The 14083-nt window shown below is 64.2% G+C and carries 12 protein-coding genes; 5 read left to right on the top strand and 7 right to left on the bottom strand.

Features of this window, described 5'->3' with window-relative positions; translation table 11 throughout:
- The coding region (locus tag VN047_RS18425; RefSeq protein ID WP_325545237.1) for a helix-turn-helix domain-containing protein at positions 1-588 on the top strand (588 nt) is incomplete at its 5' end.
- Positions 589-697: 109 nt separating this feature from the next.
- Here VN047_RS18425 and VN047_RS18420 read toward each other — a convergent pair.
- The 3 genes from VN047_RS18420 to pgi form a co-directional block, all read right to left on the bottom strand.
- A complete protein-coding gene (locus tag VN047_RS18420; protein ID WP_325545236.1) occupies positions 698-1714 on the bottom strand; it encodes an NAD-dependent epimerase/dehydratase family protein in 1017 nt (338 codons plus the stop codon).
- 60 nt (positions 1715-1774) lie between these two features.
- Entirely contained in the window at positions 1775-3121 is a 1347-nt protein-coding gene (gor, locus tag VN047_RS18415) for a glutathione-disulfide reductase (RefSeq protein WP_325545234.1), read from the bottom strand.
- Positions 3122-3229: 108 nt separating this feature from the next.
- Positions 3230-4735: a glucose-6-phosphate isomerase gene (pgi, locus tag VN047_RS18410; RefSeq protein WP_325545232.1), complete on the bottom strand. Its 1506-nt coding sequence runs from the start codon at positions 4733-4735 to the stop codon at positions 3230-3232.
- 198 nt (positions 4736-4933) lie between these two features.
- Between pgi and lepB the strand changes: the two genes are divergently transcribed.
- From lepB to VN047_RS18390, 4 genes are read left to right on the top strand one after another with little or no spacing between them, the layout of a single operon-like run.
- Positions 4934-5752 carry a signal peptidase I gene (gene lepB, locus VN047_RS18405; RefSeq protein ID WP_325545239.1) on the top strand — a complete coding sequence of 273 codons (819 nt, stop codon included), beginning with the start codon at positions 4934-4936 and terminating at the stop codon, positions 5750-5752.
- Positions 5749-6429: a ribonuclease III gene (gene rnc / locus VN047_RS18400; protein WP_325545230.1), complete on the top strand. Its 681-nt coding sequence runs from the start codon at positions 5749-5751 to the stop codon at positions 6427-6429. The genes lepB and rnc overlap by 4 nt, the downstream gene beginning before the upstream one ends.
- On the top strand, positions 6426-7319 hold the full coding sequence (gene era / locus VN047_RS18395) for a GTPase Era (RefSeq protein ID WP_325545228.1): 894 nt from the start codon (positions 6426-6428) through the stop codon (positions 7317-7319). The genes rnc and era overlap by 4 nt, the downstream gene beginning before the upstream one ends.
- A gap of 19 nt (positions 7320-7338) precedes the next feature.
- The gene (locus VN047_RS18390) at positions 7339-7776 is read left to right on the top strand and encodes a hypothetical protein (protein ID WP_325545226.1); all 438 of its coding nucleotides are present in this window, start codon (positions 7339-7341) and stop codon (positions 7774-7776) included.
- A gap of 3 nt (positions 7777-7779) precedes the next feature.
- Here the strand turns inward: VN047_RS18390 and VN047_RS18385 are convergent, their stop codons facing one another.
- The 4 genes from VN047_RS18385 to VN047_RS18370 form a co-directional block, all read right to left on the bottom strand.
- The gene (locus VN047_RS18385; RefSeq protein WP_325545224.1) at positions 7780-8904 is read right to left on the bottom strand and encodes a lipase family protein; all 1125 of its coding nucleotides are present in this window, start codon (positions 8902-8904) and stop codon (positions 7780-7782) included.
- Between the two features lie 69 nt (positions 8905-8973).
- Complete coding sequence (gene topA / locus VN047_RS18380; protein ID WP_325545222.1) at positions 8974-11529, bottom strand: type I DNA topoisomerase; 2556 nt, start codon at positions 11527-11529, stop codon at positions 8974-8976.
- An 83-nt stretch (positions 11530-11612) separates the two neighbouring features.
- The gene (locus VN047_RS18375) at positions 11613-13220 is read right to left on the bottom strand and encodes a vWA domain-containing protein (protein WP_325545220.1); all 1608 of its coding nucleotides are present in this window, start codon (positions 13218-13220) and stop codon (positions 11613-11615) included.
- A gap of 137 nt (positions 13221-13357) precedes the next feature.
- A partial coding sequence (locus tag VN047_RS18370; RefSeq protein ID WP_325545218.1) for a DNA-processing protein DprA occupies positions 13358-14083 on the bottom strand: 726 nt, incomplete at its 5' end.

Here is a 14083-nt window from a genome sequence, read left to right as displayed (position 1 = left end):
CCCTATGCCCCCTTCCGCGCCAGCGCGCGCGCGGTGCGGCACGATATCGACCGGCTGCGGATGCAATATGGCGTGAGTTTCGAACAGGCGTGCCACCGCCTTTCGACGCTTCAGCGCCCGGGCGCACGCGGCATCCCGATGTTCTTCTGCCGTGTCGACATGGCGGGCAATATAACCAAACGGCATAGCGCGACGCGGTTGCAATTTGCGCGCTTTGGCGGCGCCTGCCCCCTGTGGATCGTCCACGAAGCCGCCGCGATCCCCGACCGCATCCTCTTCCAGCTGGCAGAGACACCCGATGGCCTGCGCTATGTGTCGATGGCGAAGGGGCTGGTGAAGCCGTCGGGCAGCTATGCGCGATCGCCGCGCCGCTACGCCGTCGCACTGGGGTGCGAGGCGCAATATGCGGGCGATTTCGTCTATGCCGACGGGGTCGACGTCGCCGCGCCGCAGGCCGCGACGCGGATAGGGCTATCGTGCCGCATCTGTCCGCGTGATGATTGCGATCAGCGCGCGTTCCCGCCGAGCGATCGCCCGATACTGGTGGACCCGGATCGGCGGGATGTGGTGCCGTACCGGATCGGGTGACGCAGTCGTCATTGCGAGCGAAGCGAAGCAATCTCCAGCTATCAACCTTGCACGACGCCGATAGCTGGAGATTGCTTCGTCACTGCGCTCCTCGCAATGACGAAGAAGATCAAATCTTCACAATCCCGCGTTCGATCAGACTATGCGCCGTCGCGAGGATCGCCTCCTCGGGAGGACGCATCGTCCAGCCCAACGTCTTCATCGCATGGCGGCTGTCTCCGCCGCGGACGTTGCCGAGTTCGGCGACGAGCTGCTTGAGCTCGGGCCGCACCAGCGCGAGCAGCTTGAGCAGCCAGTCGGGCATCTTCCGCTTGGGCACGTTCCGCGCCTGCTCGCCAAGGTTCGCGCGCAGCAGGTTCGCAACGTCGATCATCTTCAGGAACGGTCCCGAACAGACATAGCGTCCGTCGTGAATGCCCGGCACGGTCAGCGCGCGATAATGAAGGTCGGCGACATCGCGGACGTCGATGATCCCGAAGCCGATATCGGGGCACATCGGCACCTTGCCCTCGAGCAATTGCTTCACCAACTCGATCGAGGTCGAAAGATCGGTCGACAGCAGCGGGCCGAATACCGCGGCGGGATTGACCGAAGCGAATTCCATATCGCCGCCCTCTGCAGAGACCCAGTCGCGCGCGGCGCGCTCGGCGACGGTCTTCGAACGTGGATAGGGCATAACCTCGGGATTATCGAGGTTGGTCCAGTCGGCTTCGTTATAGAGCTCTCGGCTCCTGCCATGACCATAGGCGATCGCTGCCATCGACGAGGTCAGAACGAAGCGCTGCACGCCTGCCCTCTTGGCAAAACGCAGCGCACGGAGCGCCCCCTCGCGTGCCGGAACGATCAGTTCGTCAGCATGTTTGGGTACATCGAGCGGAAAGGGCGAGGCGACGTGCGCAACATGGCTGCACTCCGCCATCGCCTCGGCCCAGCCCGCGTCATTCTCGAGATCGGCAGCAAAGAAGCGCAGCCTGTCATTGTCGGTGTTCAGCCAGCCGCGAACCTCGGACTCTCGTTTCAGGCTGCGGACGGTCGTGTGCACCGTCCACCCATTGTCGACCAGCTGCCGGATCAGAAAGCCCGCGACATAGCCGCTGCCTCCGGTGACCAATGCCGTTCCCGCCACGCGTCCTTCCTTCACCTCTTTGCAGGGGAAGATAGCGCATACAGGTTGCAGGCCGAAACCTTATTTGAGGAGGACGAGTTCCTCGGCCATGCTGGGGTGCAGCGCGACAGTGGCGTCGAAATCGGCCTTGGTCAGCCCGGCCTTCACGGCGATCGCCGCCGCCTGCAGGATTTCGGGCGCGTCGGGGCCGATCATGTGCAGCCCGACGACCTGATCGGTCGCGGCGTTGACGATCATCTTGTACAGCGCACGCTCGTTACGGCCGGCGAGGACATTCTTCATCGCGCGAAAATCGCTGGTGTAGGTGCGGATGCTGCCCAGCTTGTTGCGGGCTTCGGCCTCGGTCATTCCGACGGCACCGATCGGCGGGTGGCTGAACACCGCGCTCGGCACATTGGCATAGTCTACAACGGTGGGTTTGCCGCCAAAGAAGGTGTCGGCAAAAGCATGACCCTCACGGATTGCCACCGGGGTCAGCTGGATGCGGTTCGTGACGTCGCCGACCGCGAAAATGCTGGGTACCGAAGACTGGTTCCGGTCGTCAACCTTGATAGCCCCCTGGCTATCGAGTTCAACGCCCGCCTCTTCGAGCCCCAGACCCTTGGTGTTCGGCACGCGTCCGGTTGCCATCAGCACGGCATCGGCCTCGATCGGATCGCTGCCTTCGAGATGAACAGTCAACGATCCATCGTCGTTCTTCGCAATCGACTGAAATGGCGCGTTGAACTTGAAATCTATGCCCTTGGTCATCGATATCTGCAGCAACCGGTCGCGGATCTGTTCGTCATAGCCGCGCAGGATCGTGTCGCCGCGGTTGACGATCGTAACCTTGCTGCCGAATTCGTTGAAGATGCCGGCGAATTCGTTGGCGATATAACCGCCGCCCGCGATCACGACACGTTTCGGCAGCGTTTCAAGATGGAAGACCTCGTTCGAGGTGATCGCATGCTCGCTGCCCGGGAATTCAGGCACATGCGGCCAGCCGCCCGTCGCGATCAGAATGCGTTCAGCGCTGATTTCCTGCCCATCGGCGAGCCGCACCTTCTGCGGACCGATGACGGTCGCGCGCGTCCTGAGCACGGTAACCTTGTGATTGTCGAGGGTCTGCCCATAGAGCCCCTCGAGCCGGTCGACCTCGGCAAGCACATTGTCGCGCAGCCGGTTCCAGTCGAACTTGCAATCGGGAACGTCCCAGCCGAACTTGCGCGCGTCCTTCAGATCCTCGGCGAAATGGGCGCCGTAAACGAGCAGCTTCTTCGGCACGCATCCGCGAATCACGCAGGTACCGCCGACGCGGTATTCTTCTGCCACCGCGACACGCGCGCCATAGGATGCGGCGATGCGCGACGCGCGCACCCCGCCCGAGCCAGCGCCGATAACAAACAGGTCGAAATCAAACTCGCTCATGGAAACCCCTGATCTGGATGGTCGCTTGCACTTCGCGCGGGCAGCCTATGTGGTTACGCCGCGGCGCCATGCCAATCGAATTTTACGCTCACAGCGAATGGCGCCATCTCAATCCCCCAGCGCCGCCTGCATCAATGCCTGCGTCGCGGCGTCGAACTCGACCGAGCCTTCGGCGAGACCTTTCGCCATTTCCTTGCCCAGTTCGACGCCGAACTGGTCGAAGGGGTTGATGCCGAGCAGCACGGCGTTTGCAAATACGCGATGTTCGTAAAAGGCGATCAACGCGCCCAGGCTGTGCGGCGTGATCTGGTCAAGCAGGATCGTCGTCGACGGACGATCGCCCGGATAGTTGCGCGCGCCATCCTCGCTCTTGCGTCCGGTCATCAGCGCAGCGCCTTGCGCGATGCAGTTGGCGACGAGCGTCTCGTGATGGGCGTCGTCGAGCAGATGATCAGGTTCGCGTGCGACGACGAATTCGACCGGGGTCAGGCGGGTCCCCTGATGAAGCAGCTGGAACACCGCGTGCTGGGCATCGGTGCCGACCCCGCCCCAGGTGATCGGCGCGGTCTGCTGCGCCAGCGGCTTGCCATCGAAGGTCACCGACTTGCCGTTCGATTCCATCTCCAGTTGCTGGAGATAGTCGGGGAGCAGCCGCAGCCGCTCGTCATAGGCGAAGACCGCGCGCGTCTGGCAGCCGAGGCGGTTGGCGTAGATCTGGTCGGCGAAGGCGGCTAGGAGGCAGATATTATCGGCATCGTCGGCAAGCCTGAAATGACGGTCCATCTCGGCCGCGCCCTCGAGCAGGTCGGCGAAGGCATCCCAGCCAAGCGCGAGCGCCGCGGGAAAACCGATCGACGACCAGAGCGAGTAGCGGCCGCCGACGGTTTCGCTGAAAGGCAGGATGCGCGTTTCGTCGATGCCCCATTCCATCGCGCGCTCGGGCTTCGCGGTCAGCGCGATGAAGCGGCCGACCGGGTCCTCGACACCCGCTTCATCGAGCCATTGCAGCGCCGAGTTGGCGTTAAGCAGCGTCTCGGTGGTCGTGAACGTCTTCGATGCGACCGCGACGAGCGTGTGCTCGGGGCTGAATTTGGCGAAGACTTGGTCGAGCGCCTCACCATCGACATTCGATACCACCGCAACGTCGTAACGGTCGCTGTGGCGACCAAGCGCATCGATGAGCAGGTCGGGACCGAGCGCCGATCCGCCGATTCCGATATGGAGCAAGTGACGGATCTCGCCGAACGCACCGGCTTCGATCGCGTCGATCATCATCCGCATTCGCTGGTGCAGCGCCTGCGCGACATGCACCGACTCGGGCGCGCCGTCGCCGCGCTCGGCGCTATGCTCGGCGGCGCGATCTTCGGTCGGGTTGGCGATGCCTCCCGAAAAGAGCGTTTTGCGCCGCCCGGCAAAATCCTGCGCGGCTGCGAGGCCGGACAGGATCCCGACCGCGGCATCGTCCAGATGCGTCTTGGCGAAATCAAAACGGATGTCGGCGACGCTGCGCACCATCGCCTGCAGGCGCGCTTCGGGATCGGCGGCGACAAGATCGGCCAGCCTCCGCGGTTGCCAGTCGGAAAGAGCCTGCCAGGCCTGCTGGGCGGTCGTCATGATCTACTGTCCTCGAACGGGGGTGAATGCATGGTATTCTCTAGGCCCGCCACATGCCCGGCGCCAGTGTCGTCCGCCGATATTTGCTTGACGTGGCAACCTATTCATAGCCAATGCCGCGGCATGACCAATGCCAGCTTTACCGCCGATGTGACGCCCCCGGCCGGGCCCACGCCGCCCACCCCCGCTCCGGCACCGGTGTCTGCCAAGGAAGAGGCGGTCGATACCGTTCGCTTTCTCGCGCTGCTCGCGATCGCCGTGCTGATTTTCCGCAGCTTTTTCCTGTCGCCCTTCAATATTCCGTCGGAATCGATGCAGCCCCGCCTGCTGATCGGTGACTATCTGCTCGTGAACAAGATGGCCTATGGCTACTCGAAATACAGCCTGCCGTTCAGCGCGCCGCTGATTCCGGGGCGGATTTTCGCGCGCACCCCCGAACGCGGCGACGTCGTCGTGTTCAAGGCGCCGCCGGTCAACGACAATGATTATATCAAGCGCGTGATCGGCCTGCCCGGCGACAGCGTCCAGGTGAAGGATGGCATCGTCTGGCTCAACGGCAAGCCGCTGAAACGCGAAACCATGCCCGATCTCGTGATTCCGGTGACACCGAACATGATCGAGGCGTCGCGCACGATGGGCACGCTGCCGTGCTATTCGATGGAGTTCGAGGAAGTCGCCGCCGACGGCCAGCGGCAGTGCCGGTACAAGCAGTTCCGTGAGACACTGCCGAGCGGCAAGAGCTATGCGATTCTCGATATCACGACGATCCCGGAAGATAATACCCCGCTCGTCGTTGTGCCCGAGGGCCATCTGTTCCTGATGGGCGACAACCGCGACCGCAGTGCCGACAGCCGCTTCCCCGCCATGGAAAACCAGGGTATCGGCCTCGTTCCCGAAGAAAATCTGGTCGGCCATGCACTCGTCGGCATGTTCTCGACCGACGGATCGGCAAGCTGGATCAACCCGATCAGCTGGTTCACCGCCGCGCGCTGGAGCCGCATCGGGGACGGTTTTTGAACGATCTACTGGACACCGGTGCGCTCGCCGGGATCATCGGCTGCTCTCCGGATGACCTGACGCTCTACGATCTGGCGCTGACGCATGGCAGCACCGGGCGCGCCGATTATCAGCGGCTGGAATTCCTCGGCGATCGCGTGCTCGGGCTCGTCATCGCGTCCGAACTCTACACACGCTTTCCGAAAGCGACCGAGGGCGAGATGTCGTCGCGGCTGCATGTACTCGCTTCGGGCGCGACCTGCGCGGCGATCGCGCAGCGGCTGGACCTGCCCGCGCTCATCCGGTTCGGCGCGCAGGCGCGCAACGATGGCGGCCGCTACAGCGACAATATCGCCGCCGACGCGATCGAGGCGTTGATTGGCGCGCTCTACCTCGATCAGGGCGCCGACGCCGCGCGCGAGTTCATTCTCGCGCAATGGGGCGAGATGATAGCCGGGCAACAGGCAGCGCCGAAACATCCGAAGGCGGCGCTTCAGGAATGGGCGCTCGCACGCAAACGCCGCCCGCCCGAATATGAGATCGTGGCGCGCGAAGGCCCCGACCACGCCCCGCGCTTCCGTGTCGCGGTAAGCGTCGGCAAACTTGCCCGGGCCGAGGCCGAGGGCGCATCAAAACAGGCAGCGGAAAAGGCGGCCGCCGCCGCCCTGCTCGCCGAACTCGAAGGACAGGAAGAATGACCCACCGTTGCGGATTTGTCGCCGTTGTCGGCGCGCCCAACGCGGGCAAATCGACGATCGTCAACGCGCTCGTCGGCCAGAAGGTCGCGATCGTCAGCCCGAAGGCGCAGACGACGCGCACCCGCCTCATGGGGGTCGCGATGGATGGCGAGACGCAAATCGTGCTGATCGACACGCCGGGCATCTTCGCACCCACCCGTCGGCTCGACCGCGCGATGGTCGCTGCGGCTTGGGGAAGCCTCGAAGAAGCCGAGGCGATCCTTGTCATGGTCGATGCCGCCGCCAAACTGACGGGCCGCGTCGAGCGCGTGCTCGAAGGCATCGCGAACCGGCCCGAAAGGAAATATCTGGTCCTGAACAAGGTCGATCTGACCAGGAAGGACAAGCTGCTGACGATCGCAACCGAACTCAACGGCCGGGTCACGTTCGACGAGACCTTCTTCATTTCGGCCAGCACCGGCGACGGCGTGCCCGAACTCAAGGCGCACCTTGCCGGGCTGATGCCCGAGGGGCCGTGGCACTTCCCCGAGGACGAGGTCAGCGACGCCCCCGAACGCATGCTCGCCGCCGAGATCACGCGCGAACAGCTCTATCGCCAGCTCCACGAGGAATTGCCATACCAGTCGACCGTCGAGACCGAAAAATTCACGACGCGCCCCGACGGCAGCGCCGAAATCCATCAGCAGATTCTTGTCGCACGCGACAACCAGCGCGCGATCATCCTGGGCCACAAGGGCGAACGCATCAAGGAAATCGGCAGCCGCGCGCGCGACGAGCTCACAGAGTTGCTGGGACGCAAGGTCCACCTGTTCCTGCACGTCAAGGTCAAGGCCAACTGGGACGAGGACCGCGGCGTCTACCGCGACATGGGGCTCGACTGGGTGGACTGAGCCAATTGGGGAAGTCAGAATGTCGAAGCCATATTCCATCAAGCTGTTCGATCGGCTTTTCCTTGGCGCAATAGTGCTCGGCCTCTTCAGCTTTGCGCTTCCCTGGAAAGAAAGCGTCGACCTTCTCGCCAATAATCCGCAAGTGTCGGCTGCCGGTCTCGGATCAGGTTTCCTGATCGCAAGCTTCGCGATCGGGATCGGATTCAATCTGCTGATCTGGTTCTTCATTTCGCGCCGCGCGAGCAAAGTCGCCAAGTGGATTCAGGCGATCTTTTTTGGACTTGGCCTGTTGTTCTTCCTCGCCAACTTGAACAATCCATTGGCGCCGCACGGACTTGCCCTTGTCCTCAATCTGGTGATTTACGCGCTCTATGGTGGCGCGACCTTCATGCTATTCCGACCCGATGCCGTTACATGGTTCAATGCTGACAGGGTCAACCCCGACACATTCCGCTGATCGCTAGATCCGCCGACAATCATTCGGCGGCGGGTTGCCATCGAAGCGCGAAGTGATCCAGCCGATCGTTTCCTGCGCGCTGTCCTTTGCGCTGGCGCCATGGTCGCCGGTCATATCGATCCACCGCGTGAGGGTGCCACGTTTGCACACGGCCTTCGCGAACTTGCGCGTGACTGCCGGCGCGACGATCGTATCCTTGCTGCTCTGTGCGATCAGCAACGGGCCCGGCACGCGCGCCGGGTCGACGCTGTTAGCTCGCTCGAAGGAGGCGAAGGGTTCGATCCTGGCGATGTCCTTGTTCTTCGTCGCACGCGCGATGGTCAGGATACCAAGGATGGTGCCCAGTTTCGGCTTCTTGTTGAAGCTGACGCAATTATTCTCCGACAGACGGCGAATGATGCCCTGATTGGTGCGGTTAGTGATGCTGTCGAGCGAGAAGCCGTAAAGCGTCGACCAGCTATGCAGCGCGAAGGACAGCAACAGCGCGCGGGCATTTTTGTCGCTTCCCTGCGCGAGATTTGCAGCAAGATCGGTCGGCGGGGCAGCGGCGGCGGTGCCAACAAGGGTCAGGTCGGGTGCATAGCTGCGCGCCGATATCGCGGTCCACAGCGCGGCATGGCCGCCTTGCGATTCACCCCATACGGCAAAGGCATTTCCAGCAGCCGCGCCGGGTATCTCGCGCGCAGCGCGGACGGCGTCGAGAACCGCATTCGCGGTATCATGGCCGACGAGGAACGGGTGCATCGTGGGGCTCGCAAGGCCGATATAGTCGGGCGCGACGACGACATAGCCGCTGCGAACGGCGCTCATACCGGCGCTATAGGGAAAGAAATCCGGGCTGAGCGATGGCGCGCATTTTTCCGCGATGCCCCATGCGCCGTGCGTCCAGGCGATGACACGCCGCGGACGCGGCGGGATCGCCTCCATCGGCGCCGCGACGATGCCGGTAACGGCAAGACGCTGGCCGCTGCCATTCGTCGTCCAATATTGGACGCGCCACGCCTGCGTACCCGGCGGCGTATCGGCCATCGGCTGGGCCGAAATCAGATAGCGCGATGGCTGGGCCGCGGCGGGCAGAGAAAGCGCCGACAGGAAAGCGAGCAGGATCACGGCATAGAAATGGCGCATCGAAATACCTCCTGATGCGCCACCCTATCACGGCTCTGCAGCGGCGCAAACGCACGCACCGCGTTAACGTTACTCCGCTGCGGCCTTTTTCTTGGCCGGGGCCTTCTTCGCCGCGGGCTTCTTCGCTGCCGCCTTTTTCTTCGGCGCCGCCTTCTTCTTGCCCTTCGCCGGCCCCTTCGCCGCCCGCGCGTCGATCAGGGCGATGGCTTCCTCCAGCGTCAACGTCGCCGGATCGGCAGTCTTGGGCAGCGTCGCATTGGTCGTGCCGTCGGTGACGTACGGACCAAAGCGCCCTTCCATCAGCTTCATCTCGCCGCCGCTCACCGGGTGCGGGCCGAACGTGTTCAGCGGCTCGGCCTTGGTGCGCCCGCGCCCGCCGCCGGCAGCCGCTTCGGCGATGCGAACGACCGCGGCGTTCATGCCGATATCGAATATCTCGGCAGTCCCGGTCAGCTTTGCATATTTGCCGTCGTGGAGCAGATAGGGGCCGTAACGCCCCAGCCCCGCCATGATCGGCTTGCCGCTTTCGGGATGCACGCCAACCTCGCGCGGCAGGCTCAAAAGCCGCAGCGCGTAATCGAGGTCGAAATCCTCGCCGGGGATATCCTTCGGGATCGACGAGCGCTTCGCCTCCTTGCCGTCGCCGAGCTGGATATAGGGACCGAAGCGTCCGCTTCGCTTCGTGACTTCCAGCCCGCTGTCGGGATCGGTGCCCAGCGTCTCGGGGCCAGTATCGCCGGCATCGCTGCCGCCGGGCTGCGCGAACTTCCGCGTGAACTTGCAATCGGGATAATTGCTGCACGCAATGAACGGCCCGAACTTGCCGCCGCGCAGCGCGAGGCGCCCCGTGCCGCAATTGGGACAGAGCCTCGGGTCACTGCCGTCGCCCTTGTCAGGGAAGAGATAGGGGCCGAGGAACTCGTCGAGCGCCGCGGTGATCTCCGACGGCTTCTGCTCCATCACCTCGCCGGTGCGCGGCTTGAAGTCGCGCCAGAAGCGTTCGAGCACCGCCTGCCACTGCGCGCGGCCGCCCGAAACGTCGTCGAGTTCTTCCTCGAGGCCGGCGGTGAAATCATATTCGACATAGCGTTCGAAGAAGCGTTCGAGGAACGCCGTCAGCAACCGGCCGCTCTCTTCGGGAATGAAGCGATTCTTCTCGACCGTCACATAGCCGCGGTCCTTCAACACCTGGACGATCGACGCATAGGTCGACGGACGCCCGATGCCGAGTTCCTCCATCTTCTTGACGAGGCTCGCCTCCGAATAGCGCGGCGGCGGCTGCGTTTCGTGGCTTTCGACCTCGACCCCGGTCTTCGCCGGCGCATCGCCCTTTGCCATCGCGGGGAGCAGGCGCGCATCGTCGTCATCGGCGCTGTCGTCGCGGCTCTCGTCATAGAGTGCAAGGAAGCCGGGGAACTTCACGACCTGCCCGGTCGCGCGCAGCATCGTTTTGCCCGTGCCATCGGTCAGGTCGATGCTCGTGCGCTCGAGCCGCGCCGATGCCATCTGGCTCGCAAGCGCGCGCTTCCAGATCAGTTCGTAAAGCCGCGCATGATCGCCGCTTCCCGCCTTGTCCTTTGAAAAATCGGTCGGGCGGATCGCTTCGTGCGCTTCCTGCGCATTCTTCGCCTTGGTCTGATATTGGCGCGGCTGGTCGGGGACATAACCGCCATCGTAGCGCGTCGCGATCGCCTTGCGCGCGGCGCTGATGGCGCTGTGGTCCATCTGGACGCCGTCGGTACGCATATAGGTGATCGCGCCATCTTCGTAGAGCGCCTGCGCGATCCGCATCGTATGGCTCGCCGAAAAGCCGAGTTTGCGCGCGGCTTCCTGCTGCAGGGTAGAGGTCGTGAAAGGCGGCGGCGGGTTACGCGTGAGCGGCTTGGTCTCGACCTGATCGACCGTGAAATGCCCCGCCTGCACATCGGCTTCGGCGGCGCGCGCGTCGGCTTCGGTGCCGATCGTCAGTCGTTCGATCTTGTCGCCGCGCCAGCGCGCGAGCCGCGCCTTGAACGGCGTGCCGCCCATCTCGAACAGCCCGGTGACCGACCAATATTGCTGCGCGACAAAGGCCTCGATCTCGCGCTCGCGTTCGACCACGAGACGCAGCGTAACCGACTGCACGCGCCCGGCCGATTTCGCACCCGGCAGCTTGCGCCACAGCACCGGCGACAGGGTGAAACCGACGAGATAATCGAGCGCCCGGCGCGCGCGATAGGCGTCGATCAGATCATCGTCGAGCGCGCGCGGGTGCGCCATCGCATCGGTCACCGCCTGCTTGGTGATCGCGTTGAAAGTGACACGGTCGACCGCCTGCGGCAGCGCCTTTTTGCTGCGCAGCAATTCCTGGACATGCCAGCTGATCGCCTCGCCTTCACGGTCAGGGTCAGTCGCGAGGATCAGACGGTCGGCGGTCTTTGCCGCATCCTGGATTTCCTTCATCCGCTTCGTCTTGTCGGGATAAAGTTGCCACTGCATTGCAAAGCCGTCGTCGGGATCGACCGAGCCGTCCTTGGGCGGCAGGTCGCGGACATGACCATAGGACGCCAGCACCTTGAAATCGCGGCCCAGATATTTCTCGATCGTCTTTGCCTTGGCGGGCGATTCAACAATTACCAATTGCATTAAAAACTATCCCCGTCACCGGCTCTCACATGTACGCGCGAGGGTGGCGGGGATAGCTCGATTCCGTCAAGCCGGATTTTACATCATCCGTTCTGCCATTTGAAATCGGCCGGAAGGATGCATTTGCCCGCGTCATATTTACCGACGCTGCGGATGATCTCCTGATCCTCGGGCTCGATCCGGCGGCCGCTGATCTGGCTGTCGATCACGCGGCGGACCAGCGCGTCAAGCCGCGTGACGAGATAGCAGTCGATCGCCGGCGGCGCGTGCGGATTGCCGACGCCGCTGTCGTCGGTCAGGAACAGGTAACGCGACTGGGTCGCCGCCGCCATCGCACGCATCGCATATTCGGCCTTGTCGGCGACGCCCGACGCGGCGACCGGGGTGATGTGGATGCGTTTGGCGCGCGCGGCCTCGGCGGCCTGCCATGTCCGTCCGAACTTGTCGTCGTGGGGCGGCGCATCGGCAACGAGGAGTAGCGACTTTACGGCGTCGGGGCGCCAATCCTGTCCGACCGCGCGAATCATCGCCTGATCCATCGCTTCGGGATAGTCGCCGCCGCCGTTCGCCTGTTGCTGCGCGAGCGCGCCTTGCACGCGGCCGATATCGCGGTCGAAAGCGATCGTGCGGGTGACATAATCGTCGCCAAGGTCGCGGTAGAAGACAAAGCCGATCCGGATGTCGAGGTCGCGGTGCTTCGCGGTGATCGCGCCGATGATCGACCGGAGTTCGGACTGGAGATAGTTGATCTCGTCGCCCATGCTACCGGTGGTATCGACGACGAGCATGAGATCGAGCTTGGTCGCTTTCGTCGCCGCCTGATTCGCAGTCAGCCCGACGACCTGCCCGCCCGCCGCACTGGCGACGAGCACTGGCCGCGCGTCGGCGATCGTACGTCCCGCCTTCCTCGCCGAAACGGTAATCCGTTCGCTCAGCCGGTCGAGGCCCGGAAAAAAGACCGCGCTCCCGTCGGCCTGCGTCGCCATCGTAATGCTGTTTCCGTCGCTGCACGTCACGGTGACATCGGCAAAGGCCACCGGCTGGCCGCTCCGGTCATTGACCCTCACCGTCACGACACGCGTGGTATCGACGCGCGGCAGGTTCTGCACGTCCTGCCCCAGATTGCCGCTGCGGCCGACATAGGCCGCATAAAGTTCGGGATTGAGCAGGTCGTCGTGCTCGCCAGCCGTCAGGATGCCCGCCTGCGGTTGGGGCTGGGGATAGGGCCGCGGCGGCAGAATGCGGGCGTCGGTCGAGGATCCCGGGACCGGCTCCGCAGACGAGCGCTCTGCCGAATATTCGTCGCCGCCGATCGTGGTCGCCGGTGACGGCGACTCCAGCGCGGGCGACGGGACCCGCGTTCCCGTCACGATCACTTCGGAGACATCGTCCGCGCTATCGTAGGACGGGGGCGCTGGGGCGGGTGGAGGGGGCGGCGGCGGCGGAGGCGGTGCCGCCGTCATCATGCCATCACGGTCGAACCTGCTGCCGCCTTTGGTTTTGATGCTGCCGCCGGTCTGCTGCGACTGCGAGGCCGCTTCCGGATCGAGCTGCGGCAACGGCGCGGCATTTCGGCAAAATCCCTGCCCCGGCACCGACTTCGCCTGCGCCATCGCAAGCGGGATCGGCGCAGGCGCCGTTGCCAGAACCGCAACCATCGTGGCGCTCGTCAGTAACCGGCTGTGCATCATCGAACTCCCCATGTGATACAATATCATCAGCCTGTCGTCGGACCGCTGAACCGTGGCTGAACCACGACAAGACGTTGTATCATAATGGTTTGCATCGCTGTGCGGCGGATCACAGGACGCAATCCTTCTGTAGCGGTTCAGGCTGCGCTGACCCGCGCCCCCGCATGGCGCTCGAGCCGACCGGCAAGCTCGAGTTCGAGCAGCACGAGCTGGACCGCCGCAGCAGGGCGGCCCGACTGGCGTACCAGCTCGTCGATCGCGACCGGAGTTGGCCCCAGAAGCCCGGCAATCGTCTGCCGGTCGCGATCACCAGCGGGTTCGCTGTGCGACATCCTGATCGGCGCGCACGACGCCTCGCGGACCATCCGCGTATCGATTGGCCCTACCGCCTCCAGCACGTCGTCGACATTCTGGACCAGCGTGGCGCCATCGCGGATCAGCAGATTGCATCCCTGCGCGCGGGGATCGAGCGGCGATCCCGGCACCGCCATCACCTCGCGACCATAGTCGCCCGCGCGGCGCGCGGTGATCAGCGATCCCGATCGCGGCGCGGCCTCGATCACCACGGTTCCGTGCGCGATCCCGGCGATGATGCGGTTGCGTGAAGGAAAATGGCGCGCCAGCGGTTCGCTTCCCGGCGGCTGTTCGGCGATCAAGAGCTGATCGCTCGCGATTTTCTCCTGCAGCGCGGCGTTTTCGGGCGGAAAGGCGATGTCGATCCCGCTCGCGATCACCCCCACCGTCGATCCGCCGAGCGCCCCGATATGCGCCGCGGTGTCGACACCGCGCGCGAGCCCGCTGACAACGGTCACGTCGCGCGCCGCGAGATCGGCGGCGAGCTGGCGCGCGAAGCGGCACGCGAT

The sequence above is a fragment of the Sphingopyxis sp. genome, assembly GCF_035565275.1.
Taxonomy (GTDB): domain Bacteria; phylum Pseudomonadota; class Alphaproteobacteria; order Sphingomonadales; family Sphingomonadaceae; genus Sphingopyxis.
The sequence above is the reverse complement of the archived record's forward strand: the minus strand, read 5'-3'. Positions and strand labels throughout refer to the sequence as shown.

Excerpts from the sequence above, each read along its gene's own strand:
- era (WP_325545228.1), top strand. The coding sequence starts at position 6,426 with ATGACCCACCGTTGCGGATTTGTCGCCGTTGTCGGCGCGCCCAACGCG.
- VN047_RS18385 (WP_325545224.1), bottom strand. The coding sequence starts at position 8,904 with ATGCGCCATTTCTATGCCGTGATCCTGCTCGCTTTCCTGTCGGCGCTT.
- VN047_RS18375 (WP_325545220.1), bottom strand. The coding sequence starts at position 13,220 with ATGATGCACAGCCGGTTACTGACGAGCGCCACGATGGTTGCGGTTCTG.
- VN047_RS18390 (WP_325545226.1), top strand. The coding sequence starts at position 7,339 with ATGTCGAAGCCATATTCCATCAAGCTGTTCGATCGGCTTTTCCTTGGC.
- gor (WP_325545234.1), bottom strand. The coding sequence starts at position 3,121 with ATGAGCGAGTTTGATTTCGACCTGTTTGTTATCGGCGCTGGCTCGGGC.
- topA (WP_325545222.1), bottom strand. The coding sequence starts at position 11,529 with ATGCAATTGGTAATTGTTGAATCGCCCGCCAAGGCAAAGACGATCGAG.
- pgi (WP_325545232.1), bottom strand. The coding sequence starts at position 4,735 with ATGACGACCGCCCAGCAGGCCTGGCAGGCTCTTTCCGACTGGCAACCG.